The 17,171-nt window shown below is 67.5% G+C and carries 13 protein-coding genes and 1 pseudogene; 2 read left to right on the top strand and 12 right to left on the bottom strand.

The annotated features are described in order from the left end of the window. Positions 1 to 337: 337 nt before the first annotated feature. Positions 338 to 1,468, bottom strand: coding sequence for a DNA replication and repair protein RecF (gene recF / locus LZC94_43445; protein WXB14667.1), 1,131 nt, complete (start codon positions 1,466 to 1,468; stop codon positions 338 to 340). Between the two features lie 77 nt (positions 1,469 to 1,545). Next, complete coding sequence (gene dnaN / locus LZC94_43450; GenBank protein ID WXB14668.1) at positions 1,546 to 2,679, bottom strand: DNA polymerase III subunit beta; 1,134 nt, start codon at positions 2,677 to 2,679, stop codon at positions 1,546 to 1,548. 510 nt (positions 2,680 to 3,189) lie between these two features. Here dnaN and LZC94_43455 point away from each other — a divergent pair. Both LZC94_43455 and LZC94_43460 read left to right on the top strand, forming a co-directional pair. Beyond that, positions 3,190 to 3,291, top strand: a pseudogene (locus LZC94_43455) (hypothetical protein). 133 nt (positions 3,292 to 3,424) lie between these two features. Next, the gene (locus tag LZC94_43460; GenBank protein ID WXB14669.1) at positions 3,425 to 4,327 is read left to right on the top strand and encodes an MBL fold metallo-hydrolase; all 903 of its coding nucleotides are present in this window, start codon (positions 3,425 to 3,427) and stop codon (positions 4,325 to 4,327) included. Positions 4,328 to 4,472: 145 nt separating this feature from the next. Here the strand turns inward: LZC94_43460 and LZC94_43465 are convergent, their stop codons facing one another. The 10 genes from LZC94_43465 to LZC94_43510 form a co-directional block, all read right to left on the bottom strand. Further along, a complete protein-coding gene (locus LZC94_43465) occupies positions 4,473 to 6,041 on the bottom strand; it encodes a tetratricopeptide repeat protein (GenBank protein WXB14670.1) in 1,569 nt (522 codons plus the stop codon). Continuing rightward, complete coding sequence (locus LZC94_43470) at positions 6,038 to 6,679, bottom strand: RNA polymerase sigma factor (GenBank protein WXB14671.1); 642 nt, start codon at positions 6,677 to 6,679, stop codon at positions 6,038 to 6,040. Before LZC94_43470 ends, LZC94_43465 begins: the two co-directional genes overlap by 4 nt. Beyond that, a complete protein-coding gene (locus LZC94_43475) occupies positions 6,664 to 7,689 on the bottom strand; it encodes a hypothetical protein (GenBank protein WXB14672.1) in 1,026 nt (341 codons plus the stop codon). Before LZC94_43475 ends, LZC94_43470 begins: the two co-directional genes overlap by 16 nt. A 396-nt stretch (positions 7,690 to 8,085) precedes the next feature. Further along, positions 8,086 to 9,099 (bottom strand): hypothetical protein, encoded by a 1,014-nt coding sequence (locus LZC94_43480; GenBank protein ID WXB14673.1) that lies wholly within the window; start codon positions 9,097 to 9,099, stop codon positions 8,086 to 8,088. Between the two features lie 100 nt (positions 9,100 to 9,199). Further along, positions 9,200 to 10,618 (bottom strand): hypothetical protein, encoded by a 1,419-nt coding sequence (locus LZC94_43485; GenBank protein ID WXB14674.1) that lies wholly within the window; start codon positions 10,616 to 10,618, stop codon positions 9,200 to 9,202. Positions 10,619 to 10,679: 61 nt separating this feature from the next. Next, positions 10,680 to 11,456, bottom strand: a complete 777-nt coding sequence (locus LZC94_43490) for a zinc ribbon domain-containing protein (GenBank protein ID WXB14675.1) — start codon at positions 11,454 to 11,456, stop codon at positions 10,680 to 10,682. Further along, positions 11,449 to 14,307 carry a cytochrome c biogenesis protein CcsA gene (gene ccsA, locus LZC94_43495; protein WXB14676.1) on the bottom strand — a complete coding sequence of 953 codons (2,859 nt, stop codon included), beginning with the start codon at positions 14,305 to 14,307 and terminating at the stop codon, positions 11,449 to 11,451. Before ccsA ends, LZC94_43490 begins: the two co-directional genes overlap by 8 nt. A 57-nt stretch (positions 14,308 to 14,364) precedes the next feature. Next, the gene (locus LZC94_43500) at positions 14,365 to 15,444 is read right to left on the bottom strand and encodes a pyridoxal phosphate-dependent aminotransferase (protein ID WXB14677.1); all 1,080 of its coding nucleotides are present in this window, start codon (positions 15,442 to 15,444) and stop codon (positions 14,365 to 14,367) included. Positions 15,445 to 15,450: 6 nt separating this feature from the next. Then, positions 15,451 to 16,038 carry a hypothetical protein gene (locus LZC94_43505; protein WXB14678.1) on the bottom strand — a complete coding sequence of 196 codons (588 nt, stop codon included), beginning with the start codon at positions 16,036 to 16,038 and terminating at the stop codon, positions 15,451 to 15,453. Further along, the gene (locus LZC94_43510) at positions 16,038 to 17,168 is read right to left on the bottom strand and encodes a FliM/FliN family flagellar motor switch protein (GenBank protein ID WXB14679.1); all 1,131 of its coding nucleotides are present in this window, start codon (positions 17,166 to 17,168) and stop codon (positions 16,038 to 16,040) included. The genes LZC94_43505 and LZC94_43510 overlap by 1 nt, the downstream gene beginning before the upstream one ends. Between the last annotated feature and the right edge of the window lie 3 nt (positions 17,169 to 17,171).

Below are 17,171 nucleotides of genomic sequence, written 5' to 3' on the forward strand. Positions count from 1 at the left end.
TTTCGCTTCCGTAGGTCGATGCCGGGCTTACCGGCCCGCTGTTTGGGGAGGCGGCGTCTCCGTTGCGTGACGTGGAACTGCCTTCGCTCACGGGTCCCGACGAGACCGTCTGCGGGGTTTCAGGGGGCGTTTCGATCATCTTGAATGGTGTTTGGGCGGACCGACGATCCGCTCGCTCGCGGCTCGGAGGTGGGGAATGGCTCAATGGTGAAAGTCGGCAGCTGGCTGCCGGGAAGCCCACGCGGTGCACGGGCCTCGATGGAGGTCAGGAGTATACCCTGCAACCCCATTTTTTTCCACCAAATGGCGCCGATATTTACCTAATCATTCCCGATACTTATACCAAATTGCCAGCACCCGGATCCGAGGGCGAAATAACGCCTCGTGAAACGGCGAAATCGACCCGTCCCACCGAGCTCGGATCGGGCAGTTCGTCCATTTCGATGAGCTCGGGGCGCGTGGTGGTGAGGAACACTTGACCCTGCTGCTCCCGCAAGAACGCAAAGAGCGAAACGGTGCGCTGGCGATCGAGCTCGCTCGATACGTCGTCCAACAAGAGAATCGGTCGGACGGATCGCGCGGCGCCAATCACGTCCATCTCCGCCGCCTTGAGCGCCAGCACGACGGCGCGATGCTGCCCTTGCGATGCCACCATGCGCATGCGGTGCCCTTGCAGGCGAAGCACGAGATCGTCCCGGTGGGGGCCGATGCTCGCACCGCGGCGTTTGACGTCCACCCGGCGGGTTCGAACCAGCTCGCGCCGGTAGCTCTCGGCGTCGTTGGGGGCCGAGGGCTCGTACGCCACGGTGAGCACCAGGTCCGGTGCAGCGATGCGCCCAAACGCCACCGACATCGACGCGGCCAGGTCCAACGACGCCGCATGGCGCGCCGCCATCACGGACAAGCCGTGGCGCACGATGAGCTCCTCCCACTGCTCCAGATCGCGCGCCTCGACCCCGCGGGTCTCGAGCGCCCGCTGCCGCTCACGAACCGCGCGGGTGTAGGCCAAAGTCTCGGCCAGGGATCCCGGCGCCAGGTACAGCGCCACCCGATCGAGCAGGCGGCGGCGCTCCACACCTCCGCCCATCGAGAGCGAAAGATCGCCGGGGTGAAAGAGCACGGCGGGGGTCCGAACCGCGTAATCGGCGGCGGTGGCGGGGCGCTTGCCGTCGATTTTGAGCAGTCGCTGCCCGGCGCGTAGCCCGACCGACTGCTCCCGCCGCTCGTCGGCCTCGGCGAGCACGGTTCGCACGCTCGCGATCTCGGCGCCGTGCTCCACCGAGTCCCCGGGCTTGGCGGTGCGAAAGCTGCGCGAGGTGGCGGCCAGGTAGATGGCCTCGAGCAGGTTCGTCTTGCCTTGCCCATTGTCGCCGTAGACGACGTTGAAGCGCGGGCTCGGCTGGAGATCGACCTTGGTCAGGTTCCGAAAGTGCCGAACGGAGATTTCTTCGATTCGGAGCGGGTGCACGTTCCGAACGCTTTACTGCGCGGTAGCTGCTCGAGCTACTTTTGCTGCCTTTGCGTTCGCGGTTGCCGGAGCGCGTCTCAAATGCGCATCGGCATGACGACCGCCAAGAAATTCCGGTCGCTGGCCGGGCGCACGACGGCGGGATCCAGCTCGCCGCTGAGCCCGAGAACGATCTCGTCCTCCTGCAAAGCGCCGAGGACGTCCAGGAAGTACTTGGCGTTGAAGCCGATGGTGATGTCCGCACCGGTGTAATCCACCGGCACCTCGTCGAAGCCATCGCCGCTCTCGGGCGACTCGCTGGTGATGCGCATGATCTTGCCGGAGATGCCCAGCTTGACCCCACCGGTGCGCTCGCTGGCCGCGATGCTCACGGCGCGGAGGGCATCGGCGAACTGTCCGCGGGGAACGCGAACCGCCTTGTCCGAGTTCTGCGGGATGACCTGCGAGTACGGCGGGAACTGCGCGTCCACCAGCTTGACGCTGAAGGTACTGCCGCCACCCTGGAAGAAGGCGCTGGAGCCGCTCTGGGTGATCTGAATCTGCGCCTTGCCGTCCTTGCCTTGCTCGGGGACGATCTCGTCACAGAGGCGGCGCAGCTCGAGGATGGCCTTGAGCGGGATCAACATGGTGGCCGAGGCCTGGCGCCCCGCGACCTTGACCTCCATCTTCGAGAGCCGGTGGCCATCGGTGGTCACCATGCGCACGACATCGCCATCCCACTCGAACAGGGCCGAGTTGAGGTGCGCGCGCGTTTCGTCGGTGGAGATGGAAAAATACGTCTTCTGAATCAGCTCGCGCAGGACGTCGACCTCGATGGCCAACGTGGGCGCTCCCTCGGCGGGGACGGGGAGGGGAGGGAAGTCTTCCCCCGGCATGCCCCGCAACGTGTACCGGCGGGCGCTCCCCGTGGCCTTCAAGGTGGTGGTGGCGTTGTCCTCGGACGCGATGCGGATGGGTCCGTCGGGCATCATCTTCACGCGCTCGAGGAGGTCCTTCGCGGGCACCGCCACGCTGCCCCCCTTTGCCACCTCCGCGGAGACTTTGCCCGCGATGGCTAGGTAGAGGTCTGTGGCGGCCAATCGCAAAGAATTTGGCCCTTCCACCGCGAGGAGTACATTTGAGAGCACAGGCATCGTGCTCTTACGCTCCGCGACCCCCTGCATCCGGGTAACGAGCTTCAACAGGTCCTTTTTGGCTACCGTGAGTTCCATTCGCTCCGCCAGGGTTCTTCCGTCTTACCCATTAGATGAGATCTCTAGTGGTGTCGATAGGGGCTGTGAGAAGCGTGGATAGTCAAATTTTTGACGTAATTTCCGTAGCTTGAGTGCTCCAAGGGCTGTGGACGGCTCCGTGTGGAAAACGGGGACGGCTGGGGATGAGTGTAAGGCTGAGACTTATCCGCAGGTTTATCCCCTGCGCTCTCCCCGCATTTGTCGGCATGTTGTCCACATGGGCTCGCACGGCAGGATGGGGTCGCTGCACGTCGGGGGTTGGACGTTCGTGACCAGATCGCCGGCGACCGAAATCGATCATGTGTCGGCTTCGACGGATTGGGCGGGTCGGTTGTTGCGTTCGGTGGGGTCGCTACCACTGGCGGAATGACATCGCACATTCCGTATCGGCCGGTGAACGTCGACGACGTTTCGGCGATCGAGGTTGGACCGGGTTGCCTGCGGCGCGATCTGCCGAGCGTGGAGGGGCTGCGCGCGTGGGTCGTCGACATGGCGCCCGGGAGCACGTGGCCGCACGTGGACGAGCACGAACACGGTGAGGAGGTCTTCGTGGTGCACGGGGAGCTCATCGAGGGTGAGCGCACCCATGGCGCGGGGACATACCTGCATTTCGCGCCGGGAAGTTGCCATCAGCCGCGGACGGAGACGGGGTTCGGCTCTTTGGGGTCAATCCGCTTTCGTCTGGGGAGGCGACACCCGCTGCGTCGGGGGGTGGTCGGTCGCGATGAGCGAGGGGCGAAAATCGATGCTGCGCGGGGCTCTGGGGCGCCGGAATTTGCTCACGGGTGTGGCCGCGGCTCTGGGGGGCTGCGCGATCCCGTCGGTGCGAGCGGCTGCTGCTGCGGCTCCGGCGACTACGGAACAGGGGCCCGCGCTTCGTGCGCAGCGGCTCACGTGGGCGGGGGTTCGTCTTCAGCTCGAGGCCACCACGTTGTTCCTCGATCCGCTCATCACGCCGGACGTGTGGGGTCCGGCGTTGAAGGATCCGATGGTCCCGTTCGACGTGAGCACGAGCTCGCGGTTCGTGCTGGTGACGCATCGCCACCCGGATCACTTCGACGTGGCGGCCGCGCGCAAGATCCTCGGTGAAAATGGGCGGCTCGTCTGTGCGCCGGAGGTGGCGGCGTTCGCGGCCTCCGTGGGGTTCAAGACGCGGGTGGCGCCACTCTACGAGCCGGTGTTGCTCGACGACGATTTCACGGCAACCGCCGTTCCTGCCGTCGATGGCTACGGCGATCCGCAAGTATCCTGGGTGGTGCGCGGTGGAGGGCGGCGCATCATTCACTGCGGCGATACGTTGTGGCACGGGTCCTGGTGGCACATCGGCCGTCAGTTTGGTCCGTTCGACGCGGCGTTCTTGCCCATCAACGGCGCGCGCTTCGCGTGGCGAAAGCCGGTGAGCGAGGTGTCTGCCGTCATGACCCCCGAGCAGGCGGTGGCCGCGGCCGTCGTCCTCGGCGCGCGTTTGATCGTGCCCATTCACTATGGCGTGGTGGGCGCCGATGGGTACAGCGAGCTACCCGATCCGGAGGGCGCGCTTCTTCAAGCGGCGCGGCGCCGGAACATGCCGGTGGAGATCGTGCGCCCGGGCGATTGGCTCACGTGGAAGGGCAGGGGGGTGACGTAGAGCATTCGGAAGCAGATAAGACAAGGAAGCGCGAGAAGAGCAAGGAAGCGCGAGAAGACAAGGAAGCGCGAGAAGACAAGGAAGCGAATGCCAAGAGCGACACGTTGCATGTCGCGGCGACGGTGTGTTTCGAGAACGTGGAAGGCTAACGATTCGTGCGCGCTTCGAGGGCGGTGACGCCGCGCGCGATGACCTCGGGAAGTCGGCCGCTTTGTTTCAAGGCGACGACGATGCGGCGCGCGCCATCCATGTCGCCGGCGTCGGCGAGGGCGCGGCCTTGTTCGAGCAAAGCTTGCTCACGGTACGGCGAGGCGGGCGACGTGGTGAGGAAGCGCGCCCACGCATTGGCGCGATCCTTCGGCGAGGGATAGCTGCGCGCGAGCAGGAACATGGCGTCGGAGGTCAGCGCGGGATCGCGCGCGGTGGTGACCAACGACGAGAGGCGACCTTGGGCGGTGGCGACGTCGCCGCGGGCCAGCTCCAGCTCGCCCACCGTGAATGTGGCCTTGTCGCGGTATGCTGGCGAGCGGGCGGAGAGCATGAGCGCGCGCGCTTTGGTCTCCGCGCCGGAGCGATCGCCTGCGTGCAGCGCCGATTGCACCGCTTGCCAGACGGCTGCGTCGTTCGAGCCTTCCTCGGCGGAGGCGGAAGGTGCGGGGGTCGTGGAGGGTGCGTTGCTCGGTGCGGCGGGTCCGATGGCGGCGCTCGCCGGCATCGAGGGGTTGGTCGCGGAGGCGGACTTCGACGTGCTGGGCGATGCCGACGAGGGCCCGGAAGGTGACGAAGGCGATGCGCTTGGAACGGGAGGGATGACGATCTCGCCGCCGCTGCGAATTTCCGCCGTTTGGCCGGCTTGCAGGCGCACCAACGGAGCGTTTCGCTCGTTCGATTGGACGGCCACCAGGCCCGATTCGACGACGATGCTCGTGCGGCCCGCGGTCACATCGAAGTGCCAGGTCGACGCGATTTCCGGCACCGCGCGCATTTTGGCGTGCGGGCTCTGCACCTCGGCCTCACCCGATGTGCGCATCTGCGCGTGGCCTCGTTCGATGCGGACGGCTTGCGTATCGGCCTTTTCGCCCGCCAGGCCGACGACGCGCGCCGGGCCGGTTACCTCCATGGACGAGGCGACGTCGGTGGCGTCGTCGGGCATGGCCCAGCTCAACATGAGCGACGCGCCGCGTGGGACGTCGACCGCCGCGTCGAGGGCGCTGTTGCCCGGTACGCCGGAGCGCGTGCACGCCGGGCAATCGCGCATGACCAGGACCGAGTGCCGGTAGCGGCTCGTCGAGGCCGACGGCGCCGAGGGCGCCACCGGCGCGATCGAGGCTACGGCGGACGGCGCGAGGGCGGACGGCAGCACCGAGGCGGAGGGGAGCGCGCCCGTGGGGGCCGCGTCGGGCCAGCGCGGCCCGAAACGCAGGACCAGGAGCGAGGCGATGGCGGCACCCACCAGCGCACTTCGCCAGCCGAAGGTCGGGCGAGGCCGCGCCCATGCGCGCACGAGTCGTTGCTCGCTGGCGGCGCGCGCGCGTTCGTCGTCTTCGAGCGCTGCAGAGCGCCATGCTCGTTGCGCGGATTGGATCACCTGGGCGGTCTCCTGGCAGCTCGTGCACGTCTTCAGGTGCTCGTGGAAATCCGGTGCATCGAGCTCCCCGCGGAGGGCGCTCGCCACGTGGTTGGCGTCGAAGTGCTGCGGGCAAAGGTCGCTCATGCCCCACCTCCCGGATCGCTCGCTTCGGAACGTTCACCTTGTCCGGGCGAGGACGACTCGCTCCGAAAACATGGGTCCTTCGCCAAGAGGGCGGTCAGCTCGAGCCGCGCGTGGCGCAAACGCGAGCGCACGGTGGGCTCGGGGCACTCGAGGATCTCGGCCACCCGCGCGACCGGCAGCTCCTCCAGATCGCAGAGGACGATGGCCGCGCGCTTGGGTGCGCTGAGGCGGTCGAGGGCACGGTGGAGGCTGCGCGCGCGCTCGCGCTCCAAGGTCATGGCGAGCGCCGTTTTGTGCGGCTCGTCCTCGGGCTCGTCGTTCGATTCACCGAGGGTGAACCACTTGAGCCATCGACGCGACCAGCGCCAATGGTTCATCGCCTGCCGTGCGCACACGCGATAGGTGTAGGTCGAAAACTCGGCGCGCCCTTCGAAGCGGTCGAGGGCGCGAACGATGCGTTCGAGCGCGGACTGGGTGAGGTCCTCGAGATCCCGCGTCGGCCCCACCAAGCTCCGCATCTGCCGCCGCACCATCGCGACCAGATCGGGCCATGGCATGGGCGGAGCAAAGAGCTCTGCTTCGTTGCGCTCTCCGCCTTCCGCCGCCATCGTGATGGTGAGGTTTACCAGGCGTTCCATGCGCAACCAATGGCTAGGGTGCCGTAGACGACTCCGGTATACGAATTAGGGCCCGTTACACCGATTCCAATGGACGCCAGCGGATGGATATTGCCCTCCAGCGGGATCTGTACCGTCGTGCCGAGCTGTCCATAGGCGAGGGCGCGGTGCTGGGAATCCGAGCTTGGCGACGAGGACGGCGTTCCACCTGGAGTCGAGGCGGGGGCGGTCGAGTAAACCCAATCGCGCCGCGCATAGCCCACGCCTCCCTCGAGCCATAACGAAACGGCATTTCGTGTTCCTGGGACGGTCCACGCGACCCCCGGGCCGAGCCGGAAGCGGATGAAGTTCGAATCGTTTTCATAACCGCCGACGGACACGCTATCGGGTCCGCCGTATTCGCCGGAGAAGGCGAGGAACAACCGCACGACGCGCGGGAGCAGCCACGAAAACGTATTGCCCGAATCCATGATGCGCAGCGCCCCGCCATACATGAGAAACGAAGGCGCCGAGTACGGACCCTTGGGGAGGAAGAGGATCTGCCCTGCGAGCGAGATGCCGCCGACGTTCGGACCGGGCGCCATATCCTTGTTCGGCGCCGTATCCCGATTTTCGTTCGAGGGCGTGACCAACTTGGCATTCGCCGGAATGGCGTCATACGCCGAATCGGCCATGGCCACGTCGGATCGCGCGACCCAGAGCGCGGCGGCGCGCAGACGTTCATCCGTGTCGCCCTGAACCTCGATGTGCCAGAGCCCCGTCCCCACGCCATCGTGCGCCTCGAGGGTCCAGTGGTCGGTGCCGCTGCAATGCAATGTCAATTGGCGCGCGTCGGCCGTGGCGATTCGTTGTGCGCTGACTTCGCACGTATGCCCGGCCGCATCGCACGCAAGCGTGATCGCTCGGGCGAGCGCGGTGCTCCAATTCTCACACGACGCGGAGTCGACCCACCATGACGTGGGCCGCGCCGTTCCTGCCGCCGCACCCGGCGACACGGCGAAAAGCATGAGAAATGTGGCAGACGCGGCCATGTGCCCGCGCCGAACCGCTCGAACCATGCCCTTCTTCGACACCACAACGCCGCGCCATGATCAAAAAAAGTGACGGGCCCGCATACTACATTGTGCGCAGCCCCGTTTACCAGGCGTTCCAGGCGAGACCAACCTCGGCGACATAGACGCCAACCGTCGTGACCGCATTGGAGCCAGGGGCCATGGCGCGATGCTCCACTCCGGATGTAGAGGTACCCGCGCTCGATGATCTCCGGCATGTGCCGGTAGAAGAACGTGAGCAGCAAGGTGATGCCGGGTCGACCCACCAGGGCGTGGGCGCCTGTGCGGTTTGGCAGTGGGCGGGCGTGAGCGGCGCAAAGAAGGTCACGGCCGCGATCATGCTCGCGAGGAGGTCGCGGGCGGCGGTGGAGCGCATCACCAGGCGCTCCACGCTGCGCCGATTTCCACGGTGAAGTGAGCGTTGCTGGCGTCGAGGTTGAGACCGGGATCCATGATGCCGAGCGCCGCGGAGGCAAAGGGCCGAAGCGAGCCTCGAAGCGGGGCGTAGGCGGTGACCCCGAGCTGCCCGTAGGCGAGGGGGCGGTATTCGGAGACGGAGCCCGCGTCGATGGCGACCGTCTTTCGCTGCACGCCGAGGCCAGCCTCGAGCGACAGGGCGAGAATGTCGTGCGTTCGTGGAATGGTCCAGGCGATGCCGGGGCCGATGTGCACGCGGATCCGTTTGGCGTCCTCGAGGACGTGCGTCCAGCCGTACTCCCCGGCCAGCGCGAGGTACAACCGGAGCGGGCGCGGGATCAAGCCGAAGAACTCACCCGCATCGACGATGCGTGCGCCGAGGCCGTAGGCGGCGTATGCGAAGCTCGGATCGAAGAGGCTCCTGGCGGCCAGCGCGAATCCGGTCTTCGTGTCCGGCTCGTCTTCGCTCGTCGTTCGCGGCGCGATTTCGTGCTGTCTCGATGGGTCCCTGGACGTCCGGGGTGCGGCGGACGAAGGCGTGACGATCCGGGTGTTCGCGGGCAATGCGTCGTACGGCGACTCCGCCATGGCGGCGTCGGATCGGACGACCCAGAGCGCGGCGGCGCGCACCCGTTCGTCGAATTCGCCGCGCACCTCGATATGCCACAGGCTGGCGCCGGTGCCGTCGTGCGCTTCGAGGGTCCAGTGATCGCCGCCCCCGCAGCGAAGCGTGATCTGGCGGGCGTTCGCGGTGGCGATCTTTTCCGCGCTCATCTGGCACGAGCGCGCAGCGGCGTCGCACGCCAAGGTGATCTGGCGCGCCAGCGCGGTGCTCCACTCCGAGCAGGACGAGGGATCGATCCACCACGGCGTGGGGCCCTCCGCGGCGGCGGCCGTCGACCGCGCGCCGAAGGATGCCGCGATGAAAACGACGACCGCGGCCGTGGCCGGGCCCCGAACTGCTCGAAACATGTTGTCTCAGACACCCCGCGTTGGGGATCTGATCAAAGAAAGAGACGAGCGGAAGTTTCGGCCCGATCGCACGGTGCCTCGCGCGCGCGGCCCGCGAACCTCAGGACGCCAAGGTGCGCGCGATGGCGTCGACGAGCTCGCGCCGGGTGCGTTCGTACGTCTTTGGGCCGACGTCGCCCGCGCGGTGGGCGCGTTCGAGCTCCTCGAGATCGAAGAGGAGCTGCTGGCGTGTGCGTTTGGCCTCGCTCTTGGGGATCACCTTGCGCGAGCCGCGCGCTTGGTACGCGTAGGCCAGGCCGAGGATGACGCCCAGCGCTGCGAGGCCGGTGGCAAAGAAGCGCGCAGGACCCGGCGTGGGGATGTCGCGCAGCGAGACGGCCAGCTCGCGCAGCGGTGGATCGCCGCGCTGGAGCTCCTTTTGCGTCTCGAGGATGCGGCCGCCCTGCATCTCGTTGTTCAACGCGGCCGCGGGGAAGCCATCGACCCTGACCTGCATGTCTTGCGACGCTGCTGCCATGACGCGCGCCGCCGCGATATGCGGCGGAAGGCCGATGCGAAACTCGGTGGACGACTCACCCGCATACGGCAGCTGCCAGCGGAAGACCACGGAGTGCTGCCCCGGACCGAACGTGCCCCGCATGCGCACGCCGCGCTTCTCCACGGCGTCGACGCCTTGGTCGCTCATGCTCTGCTCACCGTTGAGCGCGGTGAACTCGGGCGGGAGGGTCATCACCAAGTCTTGGGGAACCCACGCCGACTTTCCGAAGTTGTAGACGTTGATCGCTTCTTCGAACTGAATGCGATCGTCCTTCAACTCGACGTAAACGGTTCCCTGCATGACCACCAGCGCTTGCTCGATGTCGCTGGTGACCGGGAAGACGTGGAGCTTCACCTTCATGCCCCGCATCTGCGGAAGCTGAAAGGGCGTGGCGGCGAAGCTCGCGCCATCCTTCGGTACGCTCACGCGGTAGGCGAAGCCGGTCCCCGTCTCCAGGCCATCGAAGCGCACGGCGCCTGCGTCGTTCGTGCGCTGGTTCACGTGCTTGCGGTTCTCACCCTTGGCGATCGATTGCTGGATGATGCCGAGCGTGACATCGACGTTCGAGAGCGGCTTGTCCTCGGCGTCGCGGATGTCGATGGCGATGGACCCTGCGGGGAGCGCCGCGTCTTCTTCGACATGGTCTTGCGGCGCGCGGAACATGCCGGCCCCGCCTTGGTGCGGGTCGCCGCCTTGGTGCGGGTCGCCGCCTTGGTGCGGGTCGCCGGCCCCGTGGGGATCGTCTGCGTCGGACCCGTCGTCGGCGCCCATGTTGGGGTGCCCGGGGGGAAGCGGCTCGTTGCCCGTCACCGGCCCCGGGTGATCGCCTGCATCGCCGCTGCGTCGTCCCGCATCCAAAGGCGCGCGCGCATCGGCGCCGGCGTCGGTCGATCGGGGAATGAGCGAGGACGCCGCGGGCGCCGGCGGCTTCTGGGCCATCGCGGGTGCAATCGCGCCGCACGTGAGCAAAACGACGCCCATCCAGCGCGCCGCACGACGTTCACTCCGACCTCGCGGTCGTCGTCTACCTCGCGGACTCGGTTCAAACTTCGGCATGGGCCGCCTCTTGGAGCGCATTTCCGCACTTTTTGCAAAAGGAAGCATCCGGCTCGTTCGACGTCGCACACTTCGAACACGCAATGCGCACCGGCGCCTCTGCGCCCGAGTCGGACTCCCGAAGCGCCTCGGGTTCGCGAAGCGCCTCGGCTTCCCGAAGCGACTCCGCCTCGGGCTCCGCCTCCTGCCCCGCCGCGCTCGCAGCCGCCGACTCGAGCCCCCTCTTCGCCAAGTGCTTGCGCACCAGGTCCTCCGCCTTCGCCCGATACGGCGCGACCTCGGCGTCCAGCTCGCGCAAAATCGCCTTCGCCTGATCGCGGTAGTGCGCGGCGATCGACTCGTAATCCTCGTCGTCGATCTTCCCGATGGCGCGCTCATGCTCCAAATCCTTCAGCGCACGCAGCACCGCCCGTTTGCGCTCCTCCGCCTCGCTGAAGCGATCCGAGCGCGAAATCAGCTCGAGATCCTGGGGAAGGGGAGCATCGCCCCCCAAGGTCCGCAAGCTCGCCCACAACAAGGCCACCGTTCCTACCAACGCGCCCCCGGCCAGCACCAGAAACGCCGGCCCCACGCTGACCACCACCCCCACCACGATGGCCGCACCGAGGGTCGCGAGCGGCAACCCGAAGGCGATGGCGCGCCCGAGGCGTCGTTCGGCCTCGTCGGCCCCTGCCTCGGCAGGCGCTCTACCTTTGGCCGGGGCGGCCGGCTCGAGTGCGGCGGCCGGCTTGGGGGCGGCGGCCTGAATCGATTTTTCAGTCATCGAGTTTGCGAAGCTCCTCATCCAAGCGAGCGTCGTACTCGTCGCGCTTCGCTCCATCCAAAGGACGCGCCGCGAGCTTTGCGCTCCCCGCGTCCGGAACCCCCACGGCGTTCGACCTCCAGCGGCGGAACAGCGCGAACACCCCGATGCCGCCCGCCGTGATGGCGACCAGCGGTACCACGTAAATGGCTCGGAGCGCGCCGCTGTTCGGCGGGACCGCCAGCGAATCCAGGCCGTACTCCTTCGAGTAGGCGAGCACGATTTGATCCTTCGTCTCGCCCGCCGCGAGCTTTGCGCGGATCGCTTCGCGCGCGTCCTCGGCGTTGCCGCACGCGCAGGTCGAGAGCAGATCGCGCGCGCACCCGCCGCACATGCAGCGCACCGCGCTGAAGACCTCGCGCTCGCGCGGGTTCTCGATGTGCACCGTCCCTGCGTGCAAGCTCGATGCGCCGCCCCCGCCGCGCGTCTGCGTTTGTGCGTGAGCGGTCGCGGGGAGCACCGCCAGGATGATGCCGAGCGTGATGCTCCCGGTGGCTCCGGCCACGCCGCGGGCGACGGCCCAGACCCGCGACTCCTCGGCCGCCAGCTCGGGCCACATGCACACGATGCTCCCGAAGATGAGCACCATGCACCCGATCCAGATCCAGCTCACCAGCGGGTTGATGTGGAACTGCAAGCTCGCGAGCTTCGTCTGCGGGTTGATGGCGCCGACCACCACATAGAGGTCGTCGCGCAGCGAGTGCAGCATCGCCACCTCGGTGGTGGGCGACTCGGGCATCTTCTTGTAGATGAACTTCGCCGGGTTCACGTAGCCCACGAGCTTCCCGCCCTTGGTCACCCGGAAGTCGGCGAACACCATGCGCTTGACGTTGTCGACGTCCATGCGCGGGCCCATGTACTCGAGCGAATAGTCGTCGAGCTGGTAGACCTGCCCGGGGCTCATCGACGCTTCGCGATCCACGTTCCACGAGTGCCCGGTGAAGCCGAGCACCATGAGCGTGATCCCGAAGTGCACCACGTATCCGCCGTAGCGCCTCCGCGCCGACGCCGGCAATGTCATCAACGTGTAGAGGAAGCCGGGGAAGAACCCCGCGTACCAGAGCCACGCCGGGGTGCCCTCGCTGGCGCGGCTCTTCTTGCGCGCGCGGAAGAGGAGCACGAACTCCTGCACGATGACCGCCGCGTTGAAGACGCAGAGCGAGAAGCCCAGCACCGGGGTCACGGCGTTGAAGGCGCGCAGCACCTGGCCCAAGGTGCCGGGGTAAATGGGATCGCTGAACACGATGGCGGGGAAGCCGAGCCTCGCGCCGATCGCGAAGTGGAGCGCGATCGCCACCACGAAGGCGATGGTGGGCGCCATGAAGTTCTTCTTGAGCGCGTCGTTGCTGGTCTTCTTCCAGCCGAAGAGCGATCCGGCGCCCATCAGGAAGAAGATGACGAGCCCGATGGGCTGCACCCACGCGTTGTAATAAGGAGGACCGACGGTGACCTTCTCGTTCCAGAAGGCCTCGCTGATCATCGGGAAGGTGGTGGCCACCAGCACGAACACCATGAACCCGAGCAGCGCCCAGTTGTTCATGACGAAGGTGAACTCGCGCGAGAAGATCGACTCGATCTCGGGGCGCTCGGACTCGGTGTCGAGCCCCATGGTCATGCGGCGGAAGACGATCTCCACCCCGGTGTACACCACGCCGCCGAGCAAAAGCGGGATGGTCAGCACCGGCCAGGGGAGGAAGTGCGAGAGCGCCCAGGCGCCGGGGGCCGCGATGCCGAGCATGGCCCACCCGGTGATGAGCGCCGCCTTGCGCAGGCGCGGCGTGGGCGGGAGGCTGCGGAGCTCCGGCCAGCGGTAGAGGATGAGGGTGAGGACCACCGCCACCACCAGCACCAGGAAGTAAACGAAGTACGTGCCGATCGACGACTGCGCGAAGGAGTGGACGCTGGCGATGGCACCGGAGCGGGTGAGGAAGGTGCCGAAGATGGTCATGAAGAACGTGAGGCTCACCAAGGAGACGTTCCACAGCTTGAGCATCCCGCGGCGCTCTTGGATCATCACCGAGTGCACGAAGGCGCTGGAGGTGAGGAACGGCAGAAACGCCGCGTTCTCCACCGGGTCCCACGCCCAGTAGCCGCCCCACCCGAGCTCCTCGTACGCCCAGAGCATGCCGAGCGTGTTGCCGATGCCGAGGAACAACCAGGAGAAGAGGGTGAACTTGCGCGCCGCGACGATCCACTCGGTGTCGAGCCGGCCGGTGACCAAGGCCGCGACCGCGAAGGCGAAGGGGATGGTGCACCCGACGAAGCCCACGTAGAGGCTGGGCGGGTGGATGATCATGTAGAAGTTCTGCAGGAGCGGGTTCAGTCCCTCCCCGTCTCCGCGCGCGCCCCCGATGCCGGTCGAGAAGGGGTTGGCCGCGAAGGCCATGAGCACGCAGAAGAAGAGGACGACCCCCATCATCGTCGCGATGATGTACGGCTGCAGCGCCAGGTGCTTTTTACCCAGCGAGAAGATGCACACGCCGATGTAGATCGAGAGGAGAAAGAGCCACCATAAGAGCGAGCCGTCCTGTCCTCCCCACAGCGCCGTGAGGAGGAAGCCGATAGGCATCGATCGATCCGAGTAGTGCGCGACATAGCGCAGTCGGAAGTCGTGGCTCAAAAAGGCGTACGCGAGGCAGAGCACGCACGATGCGATGAGGACCACCGTGCCGTACGCACCGAAGCGTGCAGCTTGCAAGGTTCGCGGGCGACCGGTGGCGCCGGCCGCCACCGCGACACCGAACGTGTAGCTGGCGACGACCATGACGCACAGAAGAAGGGTGCTACCGAATAGCGGGAACGTTTGCCACATAGGGACCTCGGCCAGCTGCGGGTGGTTGCGCAGCAAGAAGCTGGCCGTGAAGTCTAGTCAGAGCGCACGGAGAATGCGACCGAGACGGTCGAGCGCTTCATCCAGGCGTGGATCGTCGAGGGACCATGAAAGTCGAAATCCGTTGGGCACTTCAAAAAAGGACCCCGGTACCACCAACGCACCGTGCTCGTCGGCGCCCCGCTCCAGCGCCGGGCGCAGGTCCCCCGCCCCCGGGAGGCTGGCTAAACCGAAGAGCCCGGATTGCGGCCCGCTCCACGCAAAGCGCGGTTGCTTCTCCGCCAGCCATGCCGAGGTGCGCGCCCGCTTGTCCGCGAGCAACCGTTTCGAACGCGCCGCGAGCTCCTGAACATGGCCTAGGGCATGGATGAACAGCTGCGCATGCGAGACCGGGAGGGCTCCCACGCTGGCGAGCAAGGTGGTCTCGGCGCGCGCGATCACGTCGGCGGGGCCCAGCAACCATCCAAAGCGATGGGGCCCCAAGCCATAGCACTTCGTCAGGCTCGCCGCCGTGACGATGTTGTCCGCCAGGTGACGCGCGCTCCCGGACCATACGCCGTCCTTGTCGGCGAAATCGTCGAAGGGCGCATAAACCTCGTCGACCAGCAGATGGCCGCCGCGCAGCCCGATGAGGCGCGCCACCTCGCGCAGAGCGTCATCGCTGGCGCGGGTGCCGGTCGGGTTGTGCAGGTTGGTGATGACCACCAGGCGCGTGCGATCCGTGAGCTTCGCCGCCACGACGTCCGGATCGAGGGCGTAGTCGCGGCCCTCGGGGCGTGAAAAGCGGATGACGCGCGCACCCACGCCGGCGGCGATGGCGAGGAGCGTCTCGTAGGCCGGTGACTCGACGAGGATCTCGTCGCCCGGGGTCAAAAGGGTCGCGTGGGCGAGCCAGAGTGCGTGCGCCGTGCCGAGCGACGGGACGGCTTCGCCGGGTGGCCGCGCGTTGTAGCGCGCGATGGCGGCGCGAAGCAAAGGCCATGCGCGTGTATCGTCCAGATCGGGCGGGGGTCCGAGCTCGGAGAGGGGGAACACCGTCATGCCGCTGATGGCGAGATCGAAGGGCTTGCGCCCCAAGTGCTGCACGGCCCACTCGAGGTACTGGACTCGGGGAAACATCGCTCCTCAGTCTTTCCGCTTCAAGGTGAAGTGCCCCTCCCGAATGACGTGGGCGTCGGGGAGCGAGAGCTTCATGGTCCCCTCGAGCGCGCTCATGGATCCTTTGCCAAACAGTGTGCCGCTAAATCCGCGATCGCCAACGTCCTTGCGCACGATTGTGGCGGACAGCGCATCTTCGCGAAACGAACCGTAGACGACCGTCGCCCCCAGCGGCCCCTCGAGCCGGCCATCCACCCGTCCCGTTCGCGGATCGATGGTCAACTCCATCGGCCCTTCGCCCAGGCCCTCCGCGGACTCATCGCCCCGCCACTTGGTGCCGGCATACTCGGGGCCCTCCGGAACGTACATGGTTCCGCGCGCCGTTTTGTAGGTGCCGGCCAGGTGGACGGGCTTTGCCTCGGCCGCCGGATCCTTCGCCGTGGCGGAGCCGGCGGATGTCGAAGCGTCAGGGGCGGAGGCCGTCGACCCGGTCGCGCTCGGAGTTGGTCCGCTCGTCGTGGCGGGCGATTTGTCGCAGGCGAGCAGCAGGAGCAGCAGAGAGGAGGCGAGCGCGGCGAACGACGCGGGGCGCGCGGCGATTCGGGTAAGCCCCATCAGCCTTTTTCCTCGAGGATGCGCACGCCGAGCTCCCCCTCGATGTCCACCAGCTCACCGCGCGCCACCTCTTGTCCGCCCACCCGCAGGAGCACCGAGGAGCCAACCGGGCGGCCCAAGGTGATGACATCGCCGGCGCGAACGCTCGCCCAGTCGCGCGCGCGCATCTCGGCGGAGCCGACCTCCACGCGCACCACCACCGGGATGTCGCCGGCGTTCTCGACCAAAATATTCTCTTCGCGGGCCATCGAGAGATCCTCCACCGAGCCACCTACCACGAGGGTGCCATCTTCGCCGAGCGTCGCCGAAAGGCCCCGGTCCGAACCCGGCGCGCACAGGACCACGGGCCCCGTGAGGTGCGCCCCGGTTCGCGTGACCAAAAAGCGACCCGGGATCCACGCCGCGCCCGGGGTGAGCGCCGACACCTCGGAGACGGTGGCGATGGAGATCGAGGCGAGGATGGGCATCGCCAGCGGGATGTCGCCGAGGGCGGTGAGCTCGGCCCGATTCCACGCCGGCTCGCCGCGCGGGGCGAGCATCGGATCGCGGAGGTCGAAGGCGACGCGCGCGAGAAACACCTCGTCCTCCAGGACGACGGTGAAGGTCGCGGTCACCGCGTCGGGGAGCACCTCGGCCTGCGGCACGGCGACGCGCGCGTCGGTCTTGCGGATGCGAAGCGGGTGCTCGCCCGCGCCGCGCCGCAAGGTGGTCACCACCACGGCCGCGAAGGCGCCGTAGACGGTCTCGGGCGGCGGGGCAAATGGATCGAGCGACGCCGTGCGCACCAGGGGCCGCCGGATCGCGCGCGCCGCGCACTGGGTGGCCAGCGCGCCCTCGACCTCGAGCCACGCGCGCACGGCGCCCGTCTCGTCCTCGAGCACCACGGTGACGGCGCTCGGCTCGCTGCGGACGGCGCGGGCTCCGTCGCGCACGTTGTGCAAGCGCACATCGACGCGCGCGTCGAGGATCTCCCGCAGCGCGCGCTCCATCTTCTCGAGCGTGCCATCGGGCCCGAGCAACCGGCGGAGCCCGCGCATCGCGTCGAGCGCGCGCCGGCTCGTGCCGTCGAGGGACTCCCAAGGAAAGCGCCGGATGCTCCCGCTCCGGCTCGATCGCGCCGACGAGCCCATGGC

This window comes from Sorangiineae bacterium MSr11954 (assembly GCA_037157815.1).
GTDB classification, from domain to species: Bacteria; Myxococcota_A; Polyangia; order Polyangiales; family Polyangiaceae; genus Pendulispora; species Pendulispora albinea.